Source organism: Ensifer sp. Root1252 (genome assembly GCF_001425885.1).
GTDB lineage: Bacteria > Pseudomonadota > Alphaproteobacteria > Rhizobiales > Rhizobiaceae > Ensifer > Ensifer canadensis.
This window is the reverse complement of the sequence record NZ_LMDT01000001.1, coordinates 398,051-421,387: the sequence shown is the minus strand read 5'-3', so window position 1 is coordinate 421,387 and position 23,337 is coordinate 398,051. Positions and strand designations below refer to the sequence as shown.

At 62.8% G+C, this 23,337-nt stretch carries 19 protein-coding genes; 10 read left to right on the top strand and 9 right to left on the bottom strand.

Going from position 1 to position 23,337, the window contains the following annotated elements:
• Positions 1 to 30 precede the first annotated feature (30 nt).
• Positions 31 to 450, top strand: a complete 420-nt coding sequence (locus ASD02_RS02095; RefSeq protein WP_025425840.1) for a hypothetical protein — start codon at positions 31 to 33, stop codon at positions 448 to 450.
• 75 nt (positions 451 to 525) lie between these two features.
• Positions 526 to 1,176: a response regulator transcription factor gene (locus ASD02_RS02090; protein ID WP_025425841.1), complete on the top strand. Its 651-nt coding sequence runs from the start codon at positions 526 to 528 to the stop codon at positions 1,174 to 1,176.
• A 125-nt stretch (positions 1,177 to 1,301) separates the two neighbouring features.
• Here ASD02_RS02090 and ASD02_RS02085 read toward each other — a convergent pair whose 3' ends face one another.
• Positions 1,302 to 4,805 carry a PAS domain-containing hybrid sensor histidine kinase/response regulator gene (locus ASD02_RS02085; protein WP_057219959.1) on the bottom strand — a complete coding sequence of 1,168 codons (3,504 nt, stop codon included), beginning with the start codon at positions 4,803 to 4,805 and terminating at the stop codon, positions 1,302 to 1,304.
• Between the two features lie 271 nt (positions 4,806 to 5,076).
• On the opposite strand from ASD02_RS02085, the gene mscL reads away from it, so the two are divergent.
• From mscL to galE, 3 genes are all read left to right on the top strand, one after another.
• Positions 5,077 to 5,505, top strand: a complete 429-nt coding sequence (gene mscL, locus ASD02_RS02080) for a large conductance mechanosensitive channel protein MscL (protein ID WP_025425843.1) — start codon at positions 5,077 to 5,079, stop codon at positions 5,503 to 5,505.
• Between the two features lie 257 nt (positions 5,506 to 5,762).
• Positions 5,763 to 6,929: a pyridoxal phosphate-dependent aminotransferase gene (locus ASD02_RS02075; RefSeq protein ID WP_025425844.1), complete on the top strand. Its 1,167-nt coding sequence runs from the start codon at positions 5,763 to 5,765 to the stop codon at positions 6,927 to 6,929.
• A 286-nt stretch (positions 6,930 to 7,215) separates the two neighbouring features.
• Complete coding sequence (galE, locus tag ASD02_RS02070; protein WP_025425845.1) at positions 7,216 to 8,238, top strand: UDP-glucose 4-epimerase GalE; 1,023 nt, start codon at positions 7,216 to 7,218, stop codon at positions 8,236 to 8,238.
• Positions 8,239 to 8,247: 9 nt separating this feature from the next.
• On the opposite strand, the gene ASD02_RS02065 is transcribed toward galE, so the two are convergent.
• The 8 genes from ASD02_RS02065 to ASD02_RS02030 all read right to left on the bottom strand — a co-directional run bounded on the left by ASD02_RS02065 (position 8,248) and on the right by ASD02_RS02030 (position 16,102).
• Entirely contained in the window at positions 8,248 to 8,565 is a 318-nt protein-coding gene (locus tag ASD02_RS02065; protein WP_025425846.1) for a chorismate mutase family protein, read from the bottom strand.
• Positions 8,566 to 9,007: 442 nt separating this feature from the next.
• A complete protein-coding gene (cydB, locus tag ASD02_RS02060) occupies positions 9,008 to 10,012 on the bottom strand; it encodes a cytochrome d ubiquinol oxidase subunit II (RefSeq protein WP_025425848.1) in 1,005 nt (334 codons plus the stop codon).
• The gene (locus ASD02_RS02055) at positions 10,002 to 11,405 is read right to left on the bottom strand and encodes a cytochrome ubiquinol oxidase subunit I (protein WP_025425849.1); all 1,404 of its coding nucleotides are present in this window, start codon (positions 11,403 to 11,405) and stop codon (positions 10,002 to 10,004) included. Before ASD02_RS02055 ends, cydB begins: the two co-directional genes overlap by 11 nt.
• 326 nt (positions 11,406 to 11,731) lie before the next feature.
• A complete protein-coding gene (locus ASD02_RS02050) occupies positions 11,732 to 12,901 on the bottom strand; it encodes a M20 aminoacylase family protein (protein ID WP_025425850.1) in 1,170 nt (389 codons plus the stop codon).
• A gap of 1 nt (position 12,902) precedes the next feature.
• Complete coding sequence (locus tag ASD02_RS02045) at positions 12,903 to 13,727, bottom strand: ABC transporter permease (protein WP_057204250.1); 825 nt, start codon at positions 13,725 to 13,727, stop codon at positions 12,903 to 12,905.
• Positions 13,724 to 14,449, bottom strand: coding sequence for an ABC transporter permease (locus tag ASD02_RS02040; RefSeq protein ID WP_025425852.1), 726 nt, complete (start codon positions 14,447 to 14,449; stop codon positions 13,724 to 13,726). The genes ASD02_RS02045 and ASD02_RS02040 overlap by 4 nt, the downstream gene beginning before the upstream one ends.
• 59 nt (positions 14,450 to 14,508) lie before the next feature.
• Complete coding sequence (locus ASD02_RS02035) at positions 14,509 to 15,291, bottom strand: transporter substrate-binding domain-containing protein (protein WP_025425853.1); 783 nt, start codon at positions 15,289 to 15,291, stop codon at positions 14,509 to 14,511.
• A gap of 37 nt (positions 15,292 to 15,328) precedes the next feature.
• Entirely contained in the window at positions 15,329 to 16,102 is a 774-nt protein-coding gene (locus ASD02_RS02030; protein ID WP_025425854.1) for an ATP-binding cassette domain-containing protein, read from the bottom strand.
• Positions 16,103 to 16,387: 285 nt separating this feature from the next.
• Here ASD02_RS02030 and ASD02_RS02025 point away from each other — a divergent pair, with 285 nt between their 5' ends.
• From ASD02_RS02025 to secD, 5 genes are all read left to right on the top strand, one after another.
• Positions 16,388 to 17,011 carry a TetR family transcriptional regulator C-terminal domain-containing protein gene (locus tag ASD02_RS02025; protein ID WP_025425855.1) on the top strand — a complete coding sequence of 208 codons (624 nt, stop codon included), beginning with the start codon at positions 16,388 to 16,390 and terminating at the stop codon, positions 17,009 to 17,011.
• 17 nt (positions 17,012 to 17,028) lie between these two features.
• A complete protein-coding gene (locus ASD02_RS02020; RefSeq protein ID WP_025425856.1) occupies positions 17,029 to 18,219 on the top strand; it encodes a pyridoxal phosphate-dependent aminotransferase in 1,191 nt (396 codons plus the stop codon).
• Positions 18,216 to 19,820 carry a 5-guanidino-2-oxopentanoate decarboxylase gene (locus ASD02_RS02015; protein ID WP_025425857.1) on the top strand — a complete coding sequence of 535 codons (1,605 nt, stop codon included), beginning with the start codon at positions 18,216 to 18,218 and terminating at the stop codon, positions 19,818 to 19,820. Before ASD02_RS02020 ends, ASD02_RS02015 begins: the two co-directional genes overlap by 4 nt.
• Positions 19,821 to 20,075: 255 nt before the next feature.
• On the top strand, positions 20,076 to 20,417 hold the full coding sequence (locus ASD02_RS02010; protein WP_128090456.1) for a hypothetical protein: 342 nt from the start codon (positions 20,076 to 20,078) through the stop codon (positions 20,415 to 20,417).
• A gap of 101 nt (positions 20,418 to 20,518) precedes the next feature.
• The gene (gene secD, locus ASD02_RS02005) at positions 20,519 to 23,059 is read left to right on the top strand and encodes a protein translocase subunit SecD (RefSeq protein ID WP_057204246.1); all 2,541 of its coding nucleotides are present in this window, start codon (positions 20,519 to 20,521) and stop codon (positions 23,057 to 23,059) included.
• Positions 23,060 to 23,337 lie beyond the last annotated feature (278 nt).

Sequence of the window (23,337 nt, the reverse complement as noted above, 5' to 3'; positions counted from 1 at the left end):
CGCCCGTATGTCCGCAACGGAGAGGAAATCATGAGAAGAGCAATTGCAGTCATGCTTATAGGCGGCAGCCTCGGCCTTGCCGCAGGCGCACGCGCCCAGGAACCGGCGCCCGGTCGCTACGCCATGCAGAAGTCGGACACCGGCATTGCCCGGCTCGACACCCAGACCGGCGAGGTCTCGCTCTGCCAGGAGAAAGACGGTCAGCTCGTTTGCCGCATGGCTGCCGATGAGCGCACGGCTTTCGAATTGGAGATCGATCTCCTTACCAAGCGGGTGGAAGCGTTGGAAAAGGCCGCTAAATCCGGTGGGGCCGTCGCAAAACCGGACCTTCCGACCGACGAAGAGATTGACCGGACAATGGGCATCATGGAAAGAATGATGCGCAAGTTCATGGATATCGTGAAGGATCTTGAAGGCAGCAGCGACGGAACGTCGCCGCAGAAGACCTGACGGGTCGGACGGACTGTGCGGCTACAACCGGCGTGGGGACGCGGGCTGCAGCCGAAGCTCTTGGGAGGGAGCGACATGACGCCGGACATGACCATCATCATCGCAGACGACCACCCGCTCTTTCGCGGCGCCATGCGGCAGGCATTGAGCGGCATGGCCGGCGCGCCTGCCATCGTCGAAGCCGGCGACTTCGCTGCCGCGCGCAAGGCCGCCGCCGATTGTCCCGACGCAGACCTGATGCTGCTCGACCTCACCATGCCCGGCGTCAGCGGCCTGTCGGGCCTGATCGCCCTTCGCGCCGAATTTCCAAGCCTGCCGGTCATGGTGGTTTCCGCACATGACGACCCGGCGACGATCCACCGGGCGCTCGATCTCGGCGCCTCCGGCTTCCTGTCGAAATCGGCGGGGATCGAGGAAATCCGCGATGGCATCGAGAAAGTCATGGCCGGCGAAGTCTTCGTGCCGGCCGGCTACGAGCAGGGGCAGGAATACGAGCCGGAGGTCGCCGATCTCCTGCAGCGGCTGCAAACCTTGACGCCGCAGCAATCGCGCGTTCTGAGCATGCTCGGCGAGGGCCTGCTCAACAAACAGATCGCCTATGAGCTCGGGGTTTCCGAGGCGACCATCAAGGCGCATGTCTCGGCGATCCTGTTGAAGCTCAACGTCGACAGCCGCACGCAGGCCGTCATCCAGCTTTCGAAGATCGGTACTGTGGCGGCGGCCTAGAGCATCCCGCGCAAAAGTGGGCACCCGGTTTTGCGATCGCGACATGCGACGGAACCAGCGCTTTGAGTTCGAAAAGCGTTCCTAAAAGAACGCAGCGCGCTTTATGCGCGACACCGCATTAGCGACTATTCCGCAGCCGTCTTTGCCGCCGTCGAGAGCTGGGTCAGCCATGCCCGCATGGCGGCTGGCCGCACCGGCTTGTTCTGCAGGCCGACGCCGTCGCGCTCCGCCGCGCCGCGCACTTCCGGCGACCGGTCGGCGGTGACGAGCAAAGCCGGTATGTTGTCGCCGAACAGCGCCCGGATGCGCGCGATCGCCTCGATGCCGGTGCCGTCGTCGAGATGGTAGTCGGCGATGATGGCGTGCGGACGCTCCTGCGTGGACGTCGACATCTCGGTGCAGGCGTTAAGCGATTCCGCCGTCGTGACGACGCAGCCCCAGCCCGATAGCAGCACCCGCATGCCTTCGATGATGCGCGGCTCGTTGTCGATGCAGAGCACGCGCAGGCCGTTGAGCGCCTCGCTGGCCTTGGTCGTCGGCACGGGCGGGACGGCGACCCGTTCTCCCGCCGTTGGATCGAGCGGCACCGTGACCTTGAAACCGGTGCCCTTGCCGGGCTTGGACTGCAGGCTGACGGGATGGTTAAGCACCCGCGAAATCCGGTCGACGATCGAAAGCCCGAGGCCGAGCCCGGATGCGGTGCGGGCGCCCTCGTCGAGGCGCGCAAACTCCTTGAAGACGGTGCGGAACTTCGATGACGGGATGCCGATGCCGGAATCCAGCACTTCGATCGTCGCCATCTTGCCGCGCCGGCGCACGCCGACGAGCACCTTGCCTCGGAGCGTGTATTTGACGGCGTTCGAGACCAGGTTCTGCACGACGCGCCGGAGCAGGTTCGGATCCGTGCGCACCACCAGCGACGTCGGCATCACCACCAGCTCGAGGTCTTTCGCCCGTGCCATCGGCGCGAAATCCGTCTCGACCCGGCGCAAGAGGTCGTTGAGCGGGACCGACTGCAGGCGCGCCTTCATCGCGCCGGTGTCCAAGCGGGATATGTCAAGAACGGCACCAAGAATGGCTTCTACCGATTCCAGCGAGGAATCGATGTTTTCCACCAGCGTGCTGTTGTCCGATTCCCCGAGGCGTTCGACCAGCGAGGAGGAGTAGAGCCGGGCGGCGTTGAGCGGCTGCAGGATGTCGTGGCCGGCGGCGGCAAAGAAGCGCGTCTTGCCGATATTGGCCTCTTCGGCGGCGGCGCGAGCCTCGGCGAGTTCGTGGTTCACCCGGGTCAGTTCGCCGGTGCGCTCGGCCACCCGAAGCTCGAGCGTCTCGTTTGCCTGCTTCAGCGCCATGTCGGCGGCGACCCGCTGGGTGATGTCGGTGTAGGTCGTGACGATACCCTTGTCGGGCATTGCGTTGGTGCGCACTTCAATGATCTGCTGGCCGTTTCCAAGCTCCATCAGGAATGGCTTGTCGAGCGTCAGGAAGTTGGCGATCAGCCGCTTCTCGTCCTCCTTGCGGATATCGCCCCGCTTGGTGAGGATCGCGACGATGTCGGCAAGCGGGAAACCCACCTGGCCGGCGGCTTCCGGCAGGTCGAGCAGCTGGCGGAAACGCCGGTTCCAGATGATCAAGTTGTTGGCGTTGTCGAAGACGGCGATGCCCTGGTCCATCTGCGAAAGCGCGGTCTGCAGCATGTCCTGATTGTACTGCAGCGCTTCGCTTGCCTGGTCCAGCAGCCAGGCCGTATCCGACGAGGTGTCGTCGACCCGTTGCAACACCAGCGAAAACACGAGGCGGGCCGAGGACGAGCCGATGGCGCTGCCGAGCAGCTGCTCGGAAAAATGCACCAGCGCCATGTCGGCGGGCGCATTGTCGTCGAGCCAGCGGCCGGACTGGCGCTCATAGGTATGGAACGAACGCTGCATGCGCTCGTCGCCCATATAGCGGGCGATCGTCGCCTTGAGGTCGCGGACGGTGATCTTGGTCTTTCGGCCGCGAAACGCCCTCTCGCTGCGCGAGCGCCGGGTGATGAAGACCCCCGCCTGAAAACGTTCGAGCGGCTTGGGTGCCCGGGTCAGCGAGGCGAGCACGTACATGGTCAGATTGACGAGCAGGCTGAGCGCGGTGGCGTTGACCAGAGGATCGGCGTCAGTGCCGGAAAAGACCTCGGTGAAGGGTAGCAGGAAACTGAGGACCGTCGTTGCGACATGCGAATTATCCGGTCCGCCGAGGCTCGGCAGGAACAGGAGATAGGCCCAGACGAAGAAGCCCGAGACCATGCCGCAGATGGCGCCGCGGGCATTGGCCTGACGCCAGACCAGGCCGCCGAGCAGAGAAGGTGCCATCTGCGAAATGGCAACGAAGGAGAGAAGCCCGAGCGAGGCGAGGCCGGCGCTGATATCGGCCGAACGGTAATAGGCATAGCCGAGCAAAAGCACGACGAAGATCGCCGTGCGGCGAATATTGAGCAGTGTGCCCGCGAGATTTTCCTGCAGCCCGCCGCGCTGGCCGAGATTGCGGCGCAGGAAGACTGGCATGACGATGTCGTTGGAAATCATGATCGACAGCGCCACGGAGGCAACGATGACCATGGCCGTCGCTGCCGAAAAACCGCCGATGAAGGTAATCAGCGTCAATAGCGGCAGGCCGTTGGCGAGCGGCAGCGTCAGCAGGTAGAGGTCGGCGTCGCCGGATCCCGAGAAGGTCAGGATGCCGGCAATGGCGATCGGCAGAACGAAAAGGTTGATGGCGACGAGGTAGAGCGGAAAGAGAATGCCGGCGGTGCGCAACTCGCCTTCGGTGCGGTTCTCGACGACAGTGACATGAAACTGCCGCGGCAGCATGATGATCGCAAAGGCCGAGGTGATGATCAGCAGGATCCAGCGCGCGATCGGCGTTTCGTAGGAGAGCGCCTTTTCGACCGCCGGGCTTTGCTGGGCGAGGGTCCACAGATGCGTCGGCCCGTCGAAAATCACGAATACGATGTAGAGGCCGGCGGTGATCAGCGCCACCAGCTTGACCACCGATTCCATCGCGATCGCGAGGATCAGGCCGTCCTGGTGTTCGGTTGCATCCGTATGGCGGGTGCCGAAGACGATGGCGAAGCAGGCGAGGAACAGGGTGACGAGGAGCGGCAGGTCGATGAAGCTTTGCCCGGCGCCGATGCCATAGTCGCTGGTGTTGATCATCGCCGCGACCGAGCTCGAGATCGCCTTCAGCTGCAGCGCAATATAGGGCACGGCGCCCACCAGCGAAATCAGCGCAACGATCGCCGCCACCGCCGGGTTCTTGCCATGGCGGGCGGCGATGAAGTCGGCGACCGATGTCAGCTTCTCGGTCTTGGCAAGCCGGATGATCTTGCGGATCAGCGGCATGCCAAGCGTGAACATCAGGATCGGGCCGATATAGATGCCGGTGAACTCGAGGCCACGCTCGGCCGCAAGGCCGATGCCGCCGAAATAGGTCCAGGACGTGCAATAGATCGCAAGGCTCAGCGCATAGACCAGCGGCCTGCCGTTGACCGCAGTGCTTTTTTTCCTGGCCCGCCGGTCGCCGTAGCTTGCGACTGCGAAAAGCAGCAGCAGATAGGCGAAGGCCGAGGCGAAGATGACCGAACCCGAGAGCATGCCTCATTCCTCCGGGGGCAAGCATAGGCCAACTGCAAGAGGTTGAGAATTGCCTCGGCATCAGTCTTAAGTTCAAGGCGGCGTTGAAGAAAGCGCGCGGCCCGCCGGTGTCGTCAGCGGGCGATCGCAATCGGGCAACTCGCTTGCATACGATTTGATCAAAGGCAAAGAATGGTTTCCCCCCTGCCCGCTTTGGTTTAGTTTCCGTAAACGGTTGCAGCGCGGGACAGCGCCAGCGGTCGCTTTCAACGGGGATAATACGGAGAGACGTATGCTGAATGAGTTCAAAGAGTTTGTTGCCCGCGGGAACGTGATGGATCTCGCGGTGGGTGTGATCATCGGCGCCGCTTTCAGCAAGATCGTCACGTCGATCGTCGAAGACCTGGTGATGCCCGTTGTCGGTGCGCTCACCGGTGGCGGTTTCGACTTCTCCAACTACTTCCTGCCGCTCTCGGCCAACGTGACGGCGACGTCTCTTGCCGCTGCCCGTGAACAGGGCGCCGTCTTCGCCTATGGCAACTTCATCACTGTCCTCATCAACTTTCTGATCCTCGCTTGGATCATCTTCCTGATGATCAAAGCGGTAAACCGCGTGCGTGCATCGGTCGAAAAGCAGAAGGAATCCGAGCCGGCCGCTCCGCCGCCGGAAGATGTCCGGCTGCTTTCGGAAATCCGCGATCTCTTGAAGCAGCGCGCCTGAGTTTCCTCTTCCCGCGGGCTCCGGCGTCGTCGACCGAAGCCCGCGAAACATCACAGAAATCAATAAACCGGTCAGATAAAGTCGCGTGATCGCCGCTGCGAAAGCGGCTAGAAGCGACGGGCGATCCGGAGCGGGATCAGGAAAAGTGTGGGCGGTTTTCCGCCCGCATCCCGCTCTAACTCATGAAAATCGATCACGTTTTTGATTTGGGTCGAGCCAACCCGACCAAATCAAAAACGTGATCCAGGAGCCCGTCGATGACCATCATCACCACCCTCAGTCCCCGTGCACTCTCGGCGCCGGAAAGCGGCATCGTCGAGGTCGTGAACTATGCCCGTGGGCGCGACGGTCTGATCCCGCTCTGGGTCGGCGAAGGCGATCTTTCGACCCCGACCTTCATTTCCGAGGCCGCCAGCGAAGCGTTGCTCGCCGGAGAAACCTTCTACACCTGGCAGCGCGGCATCCCGCCACTGCGCGAAGCGCTGTCGCGCTATTACCAGCGCCGGTTCCAGAAGACCCTGTCACCGGAGCATTTCTATGTCACCGGCTCCGGCATGCAGGCAATCAAGCTTTCGATCGAGGCGATCACCTCGCCGGGCGACGAGATGGTGCTTTTGACCCCGGCTTGGCCGAATTTTGCCGCGGCTGCCGAGCTGTCGGGCGTCAAGCCCGTCTCCGTTGAGCTCCGCTTCGAAAACGGCACGTGGCAGCTCGATCACGAGCGGCTCGAAGCGGCAATCGGTCCGAAGACCAAGGCTCTCTTCATCAACACGCCGTCCAACCCGACCGGCTGGACCGCCAGCCATGACGATCTTCGCGCCATTCTGGCGCTGGCGCGCAAGCACGGCCTCTGGATCGTCGCCGACGAGATCTATGCGCTTTATCACTACGCAGGCGGCCGGGCGCCTTCTTTCCTTGATGTGATGGACGACGACGAGCGCATCATCTTCGTCAACTCCTTCTCCAAGAACTGGTCGATGACCGGTTGGCGCGTCGGCTGGATCGTCGCCCCGCCGGCAATCGGCCAGGTGCTTGAAAACCTGGTGCAATATGCAACCTCAGGCGTGGCGCAGTTCATGCAGCGCGGCGCCGTCGTGGCGTTGGAAGAGGGCGATGCTTTCGTCGACGCCAACATTGCCAAGGCCGCACAGAGCCGTGACCTCTTGTGCGACGCGCTGATCGCCACCAATCGGGTCGAAACGCTGAAGCCGGACGGTGCGATCTATACGTTCCTCAAGATCGACGGCGTCACGGATTCGCGCGCTGCGGCGATCGACATCGTCGACAAGACAGGCGTTGGCCTTGCGCCGGGAACCGCATTCGGCGATGGCGGCTCCTTGTTCATGCGCGCCTGCTTCCTGCGTGATCCGGCGCAGGTCGCGGAAGCGGCACACCGCCTGCAAAATTACATTCTCGGTCGGTAACGGTCGCCATCGCTTAGGTCGGCGTGCGCTCCTGCATAATTCCTTAAATCAGGATAGATTTAAGGCAAAAATTATGCAGCAAGTTTAGAATGTTACAGCGTCCTTAGCGCGTCAGATTTGACGCGCGGCGCTGTAAGTGCCCCGCCGACCTTTCGGCGTGACTATTTCTTAACTCTACACCAAGGAATTGTGGTCCCGCGGCCGCGCAGACGTGCGGCCCTTACCTATTCCGAAAGCATCTGTGGGTTTTGCTGTCTCCTATGTTCCAGGGAACGGGAAGCAGTAAATGGCTGTGTTGGTAACGGGCGGTGCCGGCTATATCGGCAGCCACATGACGTGGGCGTTGCTCGACGCCCACGAGGATGTGGTCGTGCTCGATCGACTGTCGACCGGTTTCCGCTGGGCCGTGCCATCAGAGGCGCGTTTCTACCGTGGCGATGTCGGCGACAAGGTATTGCTGGCACGCATCTTCGACGAGAACAGCATCGATGCGGTCGTGCATTTCGCCGGTTCGGCGATCGTTCCTGAATCGGTTGCCAACCCGCTTGCCTATTACGAAAACAACACCGGCAACACGCGTACGCTGATAGAGGCCGGCGTGAAAGCGGGGATCGGCGGTTTCGTTTTCTCGTCGACGGCGGCCGTCTATGGCAGCCAGGACGGCGCGGAACCCGTGCGCGAGACGACAGCCCTCCACCCCGAAAGCCCCTATGGGCTATCGAAGCTGATGGCCGAATTGATCCTGCGGGATGCCGCTGCAGCCCACGATTTCAGCTATGTGGCGCTGCGCTATTTCAACGTCGCCGGCGCCGATCCCCTGGGTAGGACAGGTCAGTCGACGACCGGCGCAACCCATCTGATCAAGGTCGCCTGTGAAGCCGCGCTCGGCAAGCGGCCGAAGGTCGATATCTACGGCACGGATTATTCCACGCCCGACGGCACCGGCATCCGCGATTACATCCACGTGGCCGACCTCGTCGAAGCCCACATGCGTGCGCTTGCCTATCTCAGGGCCGGTGGCGAGCCGTTGATCAGCAATTGCGGCTACGGCGAGGGTTTTTCGGTGTTGCAGGTCATCGACACCATCAGGCGCATCTCTGGCCGTGACATTGCGGTTAAGCATGGGCCGCGGCGACCGGGCGATATCGCTCGCATCGTTGCCGATCCCGCGCTCGCACGGCTGAAGCTTGGATGGGTGCCGGCCCATGCAAGTCTTGACCAGATCGTAGAGAGCGCCTTCGCCTGGGAAGAGCATCTTTCACGCAAGAACAGCTACGACCTGCCACGCCCGCAGATGCGATTGGTCTGAGGCCCTCGATCAGGGCGTTTGATCGTCGCTCGTTTCGCCCAGTATCTTTTGTTCATGCGCGATCGCGTGGTTGATCAGCCGTGCCCAGATCTCCTCGTAGAAATCCGGGTCCAGGTTCTGGCTCTCGGCATTCTTGCGGGCATTCTCGCGCACTTCCATGACCCGCGCCGGGATATCGGCCTTCAGCTTCAGCGGCCGCTTGATCTCTGCGGCGCGGTCGATATAGCCCCAGCGCTCGGCGAAAAGCGCCATCAGCGCCTGATCGAGCCGATCGATCTCGGCGCGCACATCGGCCATATCAGTGCATTCGGCTGGGGTCTTTTGCATCTGTCTCGTCCGGTTGCGGCAGGGATGCCTTGCGCCCGCAGGGGCACGCGGCGCTCTTGCGGCGCACTGCTAACAAACGGCGGGGGATCTGAGAAGAGGCAACAGGGTCGCACGGTCCCAGTGTCAGCGGAACGGTGATCACGAGGTGACACCGGGACCGTAATCACCAGGTGCCACCGGGTTGGTGGTCACCTCAGCAGGCGATCGCTTGGCGAGGGAGGAGGGTGCGGTCCTGTCTCCGTCCGCGGCGATCGCCTGCTGACGTGTTGGGAAAAGCTAACCCGCCAAGCTTGAGCGAGGCTTTATGCCCTGTCACCGAACCATCATGATCAGGTGCCGATCATCAGCTTGATTATCAGGCCGACGACGGTGACGGTCACCACGCCCGCACACCAGAGGCCGACAAACCACAGAAGCTTGCGACCGGTTCCCGTTTCGCTTTTCAATGGTAGCCCTCCTCCGGGTCGATCTTGCCGCGGAAGACCCAATAGGCGTAGCCGGTATAGGCAAGGATGATCGGCACCAGCACCAGCGCGCCGGCAAGCAGGAACGACAGGCTGGCGTCAGGTGCCGCCGCATCCCAGATCGTCAGCGATGGCGGCACGATATAGGGAAAGAAGCTGATGCCGATGCCGGCATAGCCGAGCACGAACAGCCCCAGCGCGGCAAGGAACGGCCGGGTGTCATGACGGGTCCTGATGCCGGTTATCAGAAGATAGAGGCAACCGAGCACCAGCAGTGGCACGATGATGCTGAAGATTGCCGTCGGCCAGCCGAACCAGCGCTGCAGATAGAGCGGTTCGAGGAAGGGCGTCCACAGGCTGACGATGCCCATGGCGGCGATTGTGCCGAACGAGCATTTGAGGGCAAGGCTGCGAGCCCGCTCCGCCAGATCCCCATGGGTCTTCATGACAAGCCAGGTGGCGCCGAGCAGTGCATAGCCGACGACGACGGCGATGCCGGTCATGATCGAGAATGGCGTCAACCAGTCCCACCAGCCGCCGGTATAGGCCCGGTTCTCAACCGGAATGCCCTGAACCAGCGCCCCCAGCGTGATGCCTTGGGCAAATGCGGCGAGCATCGAGCCGCCGGCAAAGGCCCAGTTCCAGAGATACTCGGCCCGCTTGGTGCGCCAGCGATATTCGAAGGCAACGCCACGGAAGATAAGGCCGATGACCATGGCGATGATGGGCGCGTAAAGTGCCGGCAGGATGGTGGCGTAGGCGAGCGGGAACACCGCCATCAGGCCGCCACCGCCCAGCACGAGCCAGGTCTCGTTGCCGTCCCAGACGGGTGCGACCGAGTTCATCATCACGTCGCGATCATGCTTTTGCGGAAAGAACGGGAAAAGGATGCCGACACCGAGGTCGAACCCGTCGAGGATGACATAGGCGAGCACCGCAAAGGCGATGATGCCGGCCCAAATCAGCGGCAGATCAATGTCCATGATGACCTCCATGGGGGTTGGCGAGGGCGGCACCGGCCGTGCGGATCGGCCCCTCGTCGAGATCCGGCGTCGGATCACGCGGCAGCCGCGCCATCAGCCGCAGGATGTAGAAAGTGCCTGCGCCGAAAACGAAGAAGTAGACGATGATGAAGGCCAGCAGCGAAGCGCCGACGGCAGGGGCCGCAATCGGTGCGACCGAGTCTGCCGTCAGCAGATGGCCGTAGACCGTATAGGGCTGGCGGCCGACCTCCGTGGTGATCCAACCGGCAAGCACGGCGACGAAGCCGGCCGGGCCCATGAGGACTGCTGCACGGTGTAGCCAGGCATTGCTGTCAAGCGTGCCGCGATACCGACACCACAGGCTCCACAGCCCGATACCGAGCATGGCGAAGCCGAGGCCGACCATGACGCGGAACGACCAGAAGATGATACCAACAGGCGGATGCAGTTCGTCGGGAATGGTGTCGAGGCCGGCAAGCGGCGCATTGAGATCGTGCTTGAGGATGAGGCTCGACAGCTTCGGCACGTCGATGGCGTAGTCGACGCGCTTTTCGGCGGAATTGGGAATGCCGAAGAGGATGAGCGGCGCGCCGTCCGGGTGGCTCTGGTAGTGGCCTTCCATCGCCATCACCTTGGCCGGTTGATGTTCCAGCGTGTTGAGGCCGTGCATGTCGCCGGCAAAGATCTGGATCGGCGCAACGATCGCCGCCATCCACATCGCCATCGAGAACATCTTTCGCGCCCGGCGCGGCGCCGTCTTGCGGATGAGGTGCCAGGCGCCGCAGGCGCCGACGACGAAGGCGGTCGTCAGATAGGCGGCAAGCACCATGTGCACCAGGCGATAGGGAAAGGACGGGTTGAAGACGATAGCCCACCAATCGACCGGCACAAACTGGCCGACCGCATTGATCTCGAAGCCCCTCGGCGTCTGCATCCACGAATTTGCCGAAAGGATCCAGGTGGCCGAGATCAGCGTGCCGATCGCGACCATGGCAGTCGCCAGAAAATGCAGTTTCGGGCCGACGCGGTTGAGGCCGAAGAGCATGACGCCCAGGAACCCCGCCTCGAGGAAGAAGGCGGTCAACACCTCGTAGCCCATCAGCGGCCCGATGATCGGCCCTGCCTTGTCGGAAAAGACGCTCCAGTTGGTGCCGAACTGGTAGGACATGACGATGCCGGAGACGACGCCCATGCCGAAGGCGACGGCAAAGATCGTCTTCCAGAAATTGAAGAGCTCGAGATAGACCTCGTCCTTCTTCCACAGCCACAACGCTTCGAGCACCGCAAGGTAGCTCGCAAGCCCGATCGAAAAGGCGGGGAAGATGATGTGGAACGAGACGGTGAAGGCGAACTGGATGCGGGCAAGTATCGTCGCATCGAAATTTTCAAACACGGCACAATCCTTTCAGACGTGCAGCGCCGCGTGTCCATTTGGACGCGCAAGGCTCACTGCAGCTCTCTGGTCTGCTGCGCACTTTCGGCCTCGGATCGTTTCCGACCTAAGGCGTTACGCGGTGCCTTTCGGGCCGGGCCAATCCTGTGGTTGCACCCGAATTTCAGCATGTGATTGAATCTGAGCCAAAATTGCCAAAGGTCAATGATGGGCCGGCCGCCACGTTGTCACACTGCGGCAATGTCGCGCTTGCGGCAAAAGGGAGCGGGCGCGCCGGTCATCGATGGCACGAGCACATGGGGGCGCTTGGTGTTGTGTCGCCGTTTTCAGCGCGTCGGCAGATAGGCTTCCGCAAGCTCCGTCCAGAAGGCGGCGCCGACGGGCAGAAGATCGTCGTTGAAGTTGTAGGCGGGATGATGGAGCGGCTTCTCCTCGCCGCTCACTTTCGAGCCGAGGAAGAAGTAAGTCCCCGGCCGCTCCTGCAGCATGTAGGCGAAGTCCTCGCTGCCCATGAACGGGCGGGCGAGATCGATCACCTTGTCGGCACCGGCAAAGCGGACGGCAAGATCGCGGACAAAATCCGTCTCTGCCTTGTGGTTGATGGTCGCGTCGTAGCTGCGCAGATAGTCGACCGTTGCGCGCATGCCGAAGCTTGCGGCTTGCGCCTCTGCGATCATGCGGATACGGCGCTCCAGCTCGTCGCGCACGGCGGGGTCGAAGGACCGGATGCCGACGACGATCTCGGCGCGCTCCGGGATGATGTTGCTGGCGGAGCCGGCATGGAAGGCGCCGACGGTGACGACGGACGGATCCATCGGGTGAATGTTGCGCGAGACGATCGACTGCAGCGCCATGATGATCGAAGCGCCGCAGACGATCGGGTCGGCGGTGTCCTGCGGTTCGGCACCATGGCCGCCGCGTCCGTGCACGGTGATCCGCGCTTCGTCGACCGCCGCCATGATCGGCCCTTCGCGCAAAGCGAACTGCCCGAAGGGCAGGCCCGGTTCGTTGTGAAGCGCAAAGACCGCGTCGCAGGGGAATTTTTCAAACAGCCCTTCGTCCATCATGATCTTGGCGCCGCCGAAATTCTCCTCGGCCGGCTGGAAGATCAGGTGAATGGTGCCATCGAAATTGCGGCGTTCGGCAAGGGCGCGTGCCGCGCCGAGCAGCATCGTCGTGTGGCCGTCGTGGCCGCAGGCATGCATCAGCCCCGGTGTCTTGCTGGCGTAGCCGAGGCCGGTTTCCTCAAGGATCGGAAGCGCATCGATATCGGCGCGAATGCCGATCGAACGTAACCCGCTGCCATTGCGCAACGTCCCGACGACGCCGGTCTTGGCAAGCCCCGTCGTCACCTCGTAGCCGAGTTCGGCGAGGTGCCGGGCGATGAAGGCGGAGGTGCGCGTCTCCTCCAGGCCGAGTTCGGGGTGGGCATGCAGATCGTGCCGGATGGCGACGAGGTCCGGCATGGCGTTGTCGATGGAGGAGGAAAGCTTCATGTCATGCACCACGGGTTGGTATGCGATTCTCGAACGTGCGGAAGGCCACCACCAGAATGCCGGTGAGGCACATGTAGATGAGCGCGAGCAGCAGCAGCGGCTCGTAGGTCAGGAACGTTTCCTGGCGGACCTTCGAAATCACCGCGTAGACGTCAACGACGGTGATCGTCGCCACCAGCGGCGTTGATTTCAGCTGCAGCACTGCCTCGCCATTGAGCGTCGGCAGGGCACGGTGGATGGCGCGCGGCAGCCAGATGCGGCGGAACATCGTCCAGCGGCTCATGCCATAGGCCTTGGCAGCTTCCAGTTCGCCGGCGGGAACGCCTGCAAAAGCGCCGCGCATCACTTCGCCCTCGTAGGCTGCGAAGGATATCGTCAGCGCCGCGACGCCATAGGGCCATGCTTCGCGCAGATACGGCCAGAGAAAGGATTGGCGGATGGCAGGAAACTGCGGGAACAGCGAGCCGAGCCCGTAATAGAGAAGCCAAAGCTGGAGGAGCAGCGGCGTGCCGCGAATGACGGTGCAGAACACCTTTGCCGGCAACTTGAAGAACCACGGGCCGGTCACCTGCGCCAGGCCGATCGGTACGGCGAGCAGGAAGCCGAGGATCGATGTGCTGAACAGCATCACCAGGCTGATGAGAATGCCCCAGCCGAGACGCGGCAGGTAGCGCGGCAACCAGTCCCAGCGCATGAAGACGGCGACGGTGACGACGAACGCGGCAAAGACCAGCATCATCACGATGCGATGCGGCTGGAAGAAACTGCGCGCGGTCGGCAGGTCCTCGGGCGTGAAGGCGATGGCGTGGGTGGTTTGATCCGTCATCGCTGCTCCGCGAAACCGCGCCTCGCATGTCGTTCCAGCATGCCGATGAAGATGTTGGAGATGAGCGTCAGCGCCAGATAGAGCGCGCCGGCCGCAAGGAAGAACAACAGATAGGCCTTGGTCGTGCCCGCCGCCTGGCGCGTGACGAGCGTCAGTTCGCTGAAGCCGACGACGGCCAGAAGCGCCGTGTCCTTGGTGGCGATCAGCCACAGATTGGAAAGGCCCGGGATGGCGTAGGGCAGCATGGCCGGCAAGGTGACACGCCGCAGCACCTTCAGGGGCGACATGCCATAGGCGCGGGCGGCTTCGATCTGCCCGGCCGGAACCGCCTTGATCGCGCCGCGAAGCACCTCGGTCGAATAGGCGCCCTGAACCACGCCGATGACGAAGATGCCGGCCATCAGGCCGCTGATGTCGACCGGGCCGATGCCGAACAGCGCCAGCAACTGGTTCAACAGATCGGTGCCGGCGTAGTAGAGCAGAAGGATGAGCACCAGCTCGGGCACGGCCCTGACGACCGTGGTGTAGCATTCGAGCAGGTCACGCAGGATCGGACCGCCATAGAGTTTGCCGAAGGCGCCGCCGACGCCGAGCGCCATGCCGAGCGCAAAACCGCCGACGGCGATCTGGATCGAGTTGAAGAAACCCTGCAGCAGCACGCCGCCCCAACCGGGTGCGGACAGTGCGAGCAGGCTCCAGTTGACGATAGAATCCGATGCCATGCGTCTTCGACCTCCGAAGGCACCGGCCGGCAGCCCGAGGGCTGCCGGCCGGTTGCGCCTTATTTGCCGTAGATGTCGAAGTCGAAGTACGTCTTCGAGAACGTGTCGTAGGTGCCGTTGTCGCGGATCGCCTTGATCGCGGTGTTGAGCTTGTCCTTGAGTTCGGTCTCGCCCTTGCGCAGGCCGACGCCGACGCCCGGGCCGATCACGGCCACGTCCTCGGCCACATCACCCTTGTAGTCGCAGCACTCCTTGCCCTGGTCCGTCGCAAGGAAGGCCTTGAGCGCGATCGCGTCCGCCTGGACCGCGTCCACGCGTCCGGCGGCCAGATCGTTGTTGGCCTCGTCCTGCGTCTGGTATTCCTTGACCTCGATGCCGGCCGAGGCGAAATGCTTGGCGGCATAGGCCTGGTGCACGGTCGAGACCTGGACACCGATCGTCTTGCCAGCAAGGCCTTCAGGCGTCGGCTTGAAGTCGACGCCCTTGGTGCCGATGACGCCGGTCGGTGTGTTGTAGTACTTGTCGGAGAAGTCGATCGTCTTCAGCCGCTCGTCGGTGATCGACATCGAACTCATGATCATGTCGATCTTCTTCGAGGTCAGCGCCGGGATGATGCCGTCCCAGGCGACGGGGGTCAGCACGCATTCGAGCTTCGCCTCGGCACAGACGGCCTTCATGAACTCGACTTCCCAGCCTTCCCAGTTGCCGTTCGCATCCGGCGCAGTGAAGGGCGGGTAAGGCTCGGCGGCGACGCCGACCTTCAATGCTTCCGCCGAAGCGGCGATGCCGCCACTGACGGCGATGGCGGCCGCAACCGCCAGGACTTTCAATGTCTTCTTCATGCTGTTCCCCTTTTTTGGTTGTTGAGCATTGTTGAATTCAGTGAATGGAGCTGATGAACTTCTTGAGCCTTTCGGATCTGGGCGCGCCGAAGATGGCCTCAGGCGAGCCCTGTTCCTCGATGACGCCGTTGTGCAGAAAGATGATGTGATTGGCGACGTCGCGCGCGAACTTCATCTCGTGGGTGACGAGGATCATCGTGCGCTTCTCGCGAGCGAGATCGCCGATCACCGAGAGCACTTCGCCGACCAGTTCAGGATCGAGCGCCGAGGTCGGTTCGTCGAAGAGCATGACCAGCGGCTGGATGGCGAGCGCGCGGGCGATGGCGGCACGCTGCTGCTGACCGCCCGACAGGAAAGCCGGATAGGCATCGCGTTTTTCATAGAGCCCGACGCGCTTGAGCAGCGATTCGGCGGTGGCGATCACCTCGGCCTTCGGTTTGCCGAGCACATGGATCGGCGCCTCGATGACGTTTTCGAGGATTGTCATGTGTTGCCAGAGATTGAAGCTCTGGAAGACCATGCCGAGCTGGCTGCGGATGCGCTGGACCTGTTTTCGGTCTTCCGGGACAAGTCCGCCGCGGCCGTCCGGTTTCATCCGGATCTTTTCGCCGTGTACGCTGACAGTGCCGGCGGACGGCAGTTCCAGCATGTTGATACAGCGCAGGAAGGTGGACTTGCCGGAGCCGCTGCCGCCGATGATGGCGATGACGTCGCCCTGTTTCGCTGTGAGCGAAACTCCCTTCAGCACTTCCAATGGCCCGAAACGCTTGTGCAGGTCAGTGACCGCGATTGCCTGGGCCGCATCCGTCATCGACGCGCCGATCCAATGGCTCTGCGAGCTTTCCGTGAAGGCATGAAACAGTTCCCCTGTCGTCTTTCCGTGCAGCATCTTTGGCTTGTCACGGTCTTTGTTGGCAGGCATGGTTGCACTTGTGCCGCTATTGTTCAAGCGTATAATAACACGTATCGTCGTTTTTTTATCGCCCGCCGCGTGCCCGATTTTCCCTGAAGGAGCTCCCATGCATCCGTTCCGCTCGAAGGATTTGACGAACCCGTTCGCCGACCCCCGTGCGCGGATGATGGCACGGATGACGGCATGAATCGTCGCGCGTTTCACCGGGCCCCTGAAGGAGAACGCCGCCAGGAGCTGATCGAAGCGACGCTCGATTGCATCGCCGAATTCGGCCTGAAGGGTGCGACAGTGCGCCAGATCGCTATCCGCGCCGGGGTGACGGCTGGGCTGGTCCGGCACTATTTCGAATCGAAGGACCAGATGGTCGCCGAGGCCTACCGTGCGGTGATCGCGTCGCTGACCGACAAGGCCGCCCATGTCGAAGGCGACCCGGAAACGCGGCTGAGGGACTTCATCGCCATCAACCTGACCGAGCCGGTCGCCGACAGCCGCAGCATCTCGCTCTGGGCGGCTTTCATCAGCCAGGTCCGCGTCGACCCGATCCTCGCCGAAATCCACCGGGACGGCTACCTGACCTTTCGCAACACGCTGCAGGACCTGCTTGCCGATTTCTTGGCGGTGAAGAACAAACCGGCCGACGCGGAAACCTGCCGCGCCTACGCGATCGCGATCAACGGCCTCGTCGACGGCCTGTGGATCGAAGGGTGCCTGGCGGGAGATCTGTTTCGGGAAGGCGAACTGGTCGCCATCGCCATGGCCTCGGTCGAGGCGCTGCTCGGCACCTCGATTGGCAGTGACAAACAATGAAAACGGGAGAAAACACCATGCGCTATGCATCGATCACCGAACGCCTCGCCGACCTCGGTTCGGGAAAATGGTCGCTGCACATCCGTGCGCGGCAACTGAAGGCGAGTGGTGCCGATATCATCGAGCTGACGATCGGCGAGCCGGACGTGCCGCCGGACCGCGCTCTGCTCGATGAATGCCAGCGTGCCATGAATGCCGGTCGCTATCGTTATTCCAACGGCCGCGGCGAGCATGCGGTCGTGGCGGCGCTCGTCGAGAAGTACCGCCGTCGCCGCGCCGATGTCACCACCGAAAACGTCATGTGCTTCCCGGGCACGCAGACGGCGCTCTTCGGCGTCATGCTGGGCCTGGTCGAGGCCGGCGATGCCGTTCTCGTCGGCGATCCGCTCTACGCCACCTATGAGGGCGTCATCCAGTCGACGGGCGCCCATCACGTGCTGGTGCCGCTGAAGCCGGAGTTTGGTTTTCACATGCAGGCCGCCGATATCGAGAAGGCGATCACGCCGGAATGCCGGGTGCTGCTGCTCAACACGCCGCACAATCCGACCGGGGCCGTACTGACCGCGGCTGAAATCGCCGAGATCGGCGAGGTCGCGCGCCGCCACGATCTCTGGATCGTCTGCGACGAGGTCTACGAGGAATTGGTGTTCGACGCCGTGTTTGCCTCTCCGTTCGACAATCCGGATCTGGCCGAGCGCACTATCGTCGTGTCGTCGATCTCCAAGTCGCATGCAGCGCCAGGCTTCCGCAGCGGCTGGGCCGTCGGGCCGGAGGAGTTTACCAATAGGCTTCTGCCGGTGTCGGAAACCATGCTGTTCGGCGTGCAGCCGTTCATTGCCGATATGACGGCTTACGCGCTGACGCATGACATCGATACGGCGCGGCGGATGCGCGAGACCTACAAGTCTCGCTCGCGCCGCATCGTCGAGGGCCTCGCCAATGCGCCAGGCATCCTGGTCTTGCCACCGGAGGCTGGCATGTTCACGCTGATCGACGTGTCGGCCACCGGCATGACCGGCGAAGCCTTCGCCTGGGCGCTTTTGGAGGAAGAGGGGGTCGCGGTGATGCCGGGATCCTCCTTCGGTGACGAGGCGCAGAACTTTCTGCGCGTCAGCCTGACCGTGCCCGACAAGGACATCGACGAGGCTTGCCGTCGCATCACCGTGCTTGCCGAGCGCGCCACACTGCGTCAGGAGCGCCGCGCATGACCACGAAAACAGTAGGCGAAGCCCTGGTCGATCTGCTCGAGGCCAATGGCGTCGAGGTGGTGTTCGGTATTCCGGGCGTTCATACGGTCGAGCTCTATCGCGGCCTGGCGGCATCGAAGATCCGCCACGTCACCCCCCGTCACGAGCAGGGCGCCGGCTTCATGGCCGATGGCTATGCCCGCGTCAGCGGCAAGCCGGGCGTCGCCCTTGTCATCACCGGACCGGGCTTGACCAACACCATCACCGCCATGGCGCAGGCCCGGCAGGATTCGATCCCGATGCTGGTAATTTCAGGCGTCAATCGTCGCGATTCGCTTGGGCACGGTCGCGGGCTGCTGCATGAGCTTCCCGACCAGCACGGCATGATCAAGACGCTGGCGCTCTATTCGCACACCTTGCTCAATCCCGACGACCTGCCTTTTGTCGTCGACCGGGCTTTCTCTGTGCTGCTCTCCGGCCGGCCAGGGCCGGTGCATATCGAGATCCCGACCGACGTCATGACGGCACGGATCGAGCCGAAGACGATCCGCTCGGCCGCCGCGACCCGTCCGCGCTCCGACAGCGAGACGCTACAACGCGCCGCGATCCTCTGCGCCGACGCGACCCGCCCGGTGATCATCTGCGGCGGCGGCGCTCTGACTGCCGAGGCGGAGGTCAGGGCACTTGCCGAGCAGATCGGCGCGCCCGTCGTCACGACGGTGAATGCGCGCGGCATGCTGGCCGGCAGCCCGCTGCGCGTTCCGGCAAGCCCCAGCCTCAAGGCGGTGCGATCGCTGCTCAAGGAGGCTGATCTCGTGCTGGCGCTTGGCACTGAGATGGGCCAGACCGACTACGACATGTATGCCGATGGCGGGTTCCCGGTGCTGCGCAACCTGATCCGTACCGACATCGATGCAGCACAGCTGGCCCGCGGTCCGCATGCCGCACTTTCGATCCTCTCCGGCGCCAAGACGGCGACGGCGAGCATTCTGGCTTTCCTGCCGGGACATGCGCCGAAGGATGGAGCGGCCCGCGCCGAGGTAGCGCGTAAGGCGGCGCTGAAGGAGCTGACGGCGAAGATGCGGGCCGAGATTGCCGTGATCGATGCGGTCTACAAGGCGCTGCCGGACTGCACCATCGTCGGTGACTCCACTCAGGCCGTCTACGCCGGCAACCTTTATTGCGACGCGCCGCGCCAGCGCAGCTGGTTCAACTCGGCGACGGGGTACGGGGCATTGGGCTACGCGCCGCCGGCAGCCGTCGGTGCTGCCGTGGCCGACCCGTCGCGGCCGGTCGTCTGCCTTGTCGGCGATGGTGGTTTCCAGTTTTCGCTTGCCGAGATTGGTTCTGCCGTCGATGTCCAAGCGCGGGTGATCTTCCTCGTCTGGAACAACGACGGCTATCAGGAGATCGAGTCCTACATGATCGATTCCGGTGTGACGCCGGAGGGTGTGAGGCCGTCTGCGCCGGACTTTATCCTCGCCGCCAAGGCCTATGGCATCGAGGCGGAAAGGCTGACGTCGGTCACTGACCTTTCGCGGGCACTTGCGGATGCCGGCGCGCGCAGCGGGCCGTCGCTGATCGAGATTCATCAGGTGAAAACCAGCGGCGCAACCGCGTAACCTGCAAATCATGTCACCGTTTGAGCGGCGCGAAATTTGACATTTCGCGCCCGCAATGGTGTTAAGAGCGCCTCGTGCTCGATTCCGGCCATGTTCTTCGGCTAGATTTGTTGCATTCCGGCTGAATTGAACTTTCAGGCGCCAAGCGCCGAGGAAGGGGCGGCGTCCCGAATGGACCCAGTGTGTGGTGGCAACAGAGGCAAGTTTGCCGGCCGGCTAATCGCCGTGCTGTGGCTCTTCTGTGCCTCGCTCGCCATGCAGCTGATCGTCGTCGGGCAGGGCTTCTCCTCGCGTCTTTCAGCCGAACAGCAGGCGGGCAATTTCTCCGCGCCTGACACCGTTCCTTCGGATCACCCCGCCGCGCGCCAGATTTCGCGCGCCACCCCGGTTTCGGATCTGCGCTTTACCGCCGAACGCAAGGATGGCAAATCCGCGACCGGCGACGGCGCGGTGCCGATGCTGCTTGCGTCGGTCCAGTTTCTTGCTTTCGAGCCGTCCGGCGAAGACCTCGCTTTCGGCCGTACCCCCTTCGCCGATGGTTTGTCGAACCGCGGCCCGCAAATCCGTGCGCCTCCGCGCGCCTCTGGTGATTGCTGATATTCGGGCACGATGATCGCTGCGATCGTGTTCATGCCCTTGATGAAACAAAGTCCTGATCACGCGGCTTTCGCCCGTACAGGCTCTCTTGGAACCACAACATGCGTACATCCAAATGGGCGATTTTCGCCTATGTCGTCGTTATCATCTTCGGATGCATAGCAGCGCTGCCAAACGTTCTCTCGCCGGCACAACGCGAGCAATTCGGCGCCTGGCTGCCGGTGAAGCCCGTTACCCTCGGCCTCGACCTGAAGGGCGGCTCTCACCTCGTCCTCGAGGTCGACGCCGCCGGCCTGCGCAAGGCGCGGCTTGAAACCCTGCTCGACGATACGCGCAGGGCGCTTCGCGGCGAGCGCATTCCCGCCTCGTCGGCGCGCATCAGCGGCGATGCCGTCACCGTCAAGATCGACGATCCGGCCGACCTCGAAAAGGCGCTGCCGAAGCTCAAGGAGCTCGCAGCCCCTGTCGGCACGCTCGGTTTCGGTGGTTCGGCCTCGGATATCGAAGTCACCGAGAACGGTGGCAACATTAGCCTGGCAATGACCGAAGCCGGCCTCAACGACCGGATGACCAAGGCGGTCGAACAGAGCCTCGAGATCATTCGCCGGCGCGTCGACACGGTCGGCGTCGCCGAGCCGTTGATCCAGCGCGTCGGTTCCAACCGTATTCTCGTCCAGCTTCCGGGCCTGCAGGATCCGACCGGGCTCCGCCAACTCCTGGGCTCGACCGCCCAGATGAGCTTCCACATGCTGGATCAGACCGTCGACGTGACGCAGCCGGCGCCCCGTGGCGTCGACATCCTGCCCGGTGCCAACGACGGCAACAGATATCCGGTCGAAAGCCGCATCGCCATTTCAGGCGAGCGTCTGGCCGATTCCAAGGCCGGCTTCGACCAGCGCACCAATGAGCCGATTGTCTCGTTCACCTTCGATTCGCTCGGCGCCCGGCAGTTCGCCGAAATCACCCGTGACAATGTCGGCCGGCCCTTCGCCATCGTGCTTGACGGCAAAGTCCTGACCGCGCCCGTCATCCGCGAACCGATCATCGGCGGTAACGGTCAGATCAGCGGTAATTTCACCGCACAGGAAGCAACCGTTCTTTCGGCACTGCTGCGCTCGGGCGCACTGCCCGCACCGTTGACCGTGATCGAAGAGCGTTCCGTTGGCCCGAACCTCGGCAGCGATTCCATCCGCATGGGCATCTTCACCGGCCTTGCCGGTTTCGGCCTCGTGGTTGCCCTCATGGTCGTGCTCTACGGCGCATGGGGCATGATCGCTAACGTCGGCTTGGTACTGCACACCATTCTGACGATCGGCGTGCTCGCAATGCTCGGCTCGACCCTTACGCTTCCCGGCATCGCCGGTATCATCCTCGGCATCGGCATGGCGGTGGACGCCAACATTCTCATCAATGCCCGTATTCGAGAAGAAACCGAGGGCGGCGCCGGCGCCATGAAGGCGCTCGATATCGGCTTCAACAAAGCCTATGCGACGATCATCGACTCCAACGTCACCACGCTTTCGGGCACCGTGCTGCTGTTTGCGTTCGGCTCCGGACCGGTCAAGGGCTTTGCGGTGACCATGATGCTCGGCATCGTCATCTCGATGTTCACGTCGGTGACCGTCGTGCGCCTGATGATGCGTGAAGTCGTCATCCGCCGGAAGATGAAGAAGCTCGAGATCCCCTCGCTCTTCGGACGTGTTCCGCATCTGCCGTCCTTCTCCTTCATGAAGGGCCGTTTCGTTGCCATCGGCATGTCCGCCTTCCTGTCGATCAGCTCGGTCGTGTTGTTCTTCACGCCCGGCCTCAACTACGGCATCGACTTCGTCGGCGGTATCCAGGTGGAAGCGACATCCAAGCAGAAGCTCGATCTGCCGGCGCTGCGCCATGGTCTGGAGTCGCTCAACATCGGTGAAGTCGCCCTTCAGGAATTCGGCCAGGACAAGTCGGTCCTGATCCGCGTTCAGCGCCAGCCCGGCGGTGAGCAGGAGCAGACGGTTGCCCTGAACAAGATCAAGGATGCAGCCGTTCAGACCATTCCCGACGTGACCTTCGAGCGGACGGAAGTCGTCGGCCCGACGATCAGCACGGAACTCGCGCGTTCGGGCTTCCTTGCCGTCGGTCTCGCGATGGTGGCGATCCTGTTCTACATCTGGTTCCGCTTCGAATGGCACTTCGCCGTCGGCGCGATCGCGGTCCTGCTGCTCGACATCACCAAGACGATCGGCTTCTTCGCGCTCACCGGCATCGACTTCAACCTGACGGCCATCGCCGCACTGCTGACGATGATCGGTTACTCCGTCAACGACAAGGTCGTGGTCTACGACCGCATGCGCGAGAACCTGCGCAAGTACAAGTCGATGCCGTTCTCCGACCTCATCGACATGAGCATCAACCAGGTGATCGCGCGATGCATCTTCACCTCGATGGCCACGGCGCTGTCACTGGTGCCGATGGCAATCTGGGGCGGCGATGCCGTCAAGAGCTTCGCCTGGCCGATGATCTTCGGTGTTATCGTCGCGACGACGTCGTCGATCTACATCGGCGGCCCGATCCTGCTCTTCCTCAATCGTTGGTGGAAGGATCGCGAAGCGACCCGCACCGGCACCGGAACCACGCAGCCGGGCGCACCGGCCGCCTGATATCAGGGCTGAGGTTATAAAATGTGAAGGGGCGGTCCTATGGGCCGCCCCTTTTTTGTCAGAAAGTGCTGTCTTTATCGCCCCCGTACCTTGCAGGTTGATTCGTCGCTTCCTAGATAGCGAGGGTCTCCGGTTTCGGATCGGGAGAACGGATATTGCATCCGGGACCCCTAAAATTTGATGGGTTGAGAAATATTTTTCGCGTCATCATGTTTTTAATTGACGGAATTGGTAGATTATTCTAGTTTGCAGCTCTGTGACGCGGGCGAGTCCGCCTC

Coding starts and splice junctions, on each gene's coding strand:
- ASD02_RS02090 (WP_025425841.1), top strand. CDS start 526: ATGACGCCGGACATGACCATCATCATCGCAGACGACCACCCGCTCTTT.
- ASD02_RS02010 (WP_128090456.1), top strand. CDS start 20,076: ATGCAGCTGATCGTCGTCGGGCAGGGCTTCTCCTCGCGTCTTTCAGCC.
- ASD02_RS02065 (WP_025425846.1), bottom strand. CDS start 8,565: ATGCAAAAGACCCCAGCCGAATGCACTGATATGGCCGATGTGCGCGCC.
- mscL (WP_025425843.1), top strand. CDS start 5,077: ATGCTGAATGAGTTCAAAGAGTTTGTTGCCCGCGGGAACGTGATGGAT.
- ASD02_RS02045 (WP_057204250.1), bottom strand. CDS start 13,727: ATGACGGATCAAACCACCCACGCCATCGCCTTCACGCCCGAGGACCTG.
- secD (WP_057204246.1), top strand. CDS start 20,519: ATGCGTACATCCAAATGGGCGATTTTCGCCTATGTCGTCGTTATCATC.
- ASD02_RS02075 (WP_025425844.1), top strand. CDS start 5,763: ATGACCATCATCACCACCCTCAGTCCCCGTGCACTCTCGGCGCCGGAA.
- ASD02_RS02020 (WP_025425856.1), top strand. CDS start 17,029: ATGCGCTATGCATCGATCACCGAACGCCTCGCCGACCTCGGTTCGGGA.
- ASD02_RS02030 (WP_025425854.1), bottom strand. CDS start 16,102: ATGACGGATGCGGCCCAGGCAATCGCGGTCACTGACCTGCACAAGCGT.
- ASD02_RS02035 (WP_025425853.1), bottom strand. CDS start 15,291: ATGAAGAAGACATTGAAAGTCCTGGCGGTTGCGGCCGCCATCGCCGTC.
- ASD02_RS02095 (WP_025425840.1), top strand. CDS start 31: ATGAGAAGAGCAATTGCAGTCATGCTTATAGGCGGCAGCCTCGGCCTT.
- galE (WP_025425845.1), top strand. CDS start 7,216: ATGGCTGTGTTGGTAACGGGCGGTGCCGGCTATATCGGCAGCCACATG.
- ASD02_RS02040 (WP_025425852.1), bottom strand. CDS start 14,449: ATGGCATCGGATTCTATCGTCAACTGGAGCCTGCTCGCACTGTCCGCA.
- ASD02_RS02050 (WP_025425850.1), bottom strand. CDS start 12,901: ATGAAGCTTTCCTCCTCCATCGACAACGCCATGCCGGACCTCGTCGCC.
- ASD02_RS02025 (WP_025425855.1), top strand. CDS start 16,388: ATGAATCGTCGCGCGTTTCACCGGGCCCCTGAAGGAGAACGCCGCCAG.
- ASD02_RS02015 (WP_025425857.1), top strand. CDS start 18,216: ATGACCACGAAAACAGTAGGCGAAGCCCTGGTCGATCTGCTCGAGGCC.
- ASD02_RS02085 (WP_057219959.1), bottom strand. CDS start 4,805: ATGCTCTCGGGTTCGGTCATCTTCGCCTCGGCCTTCGCCTATCTGCTG.
- cydB (WP_025425848.1), bottom strand. CDS start 10,012: ATGGACATTGATCTGCCGCTGATTTGGGCCGGCATCATCGCCTTTGCG.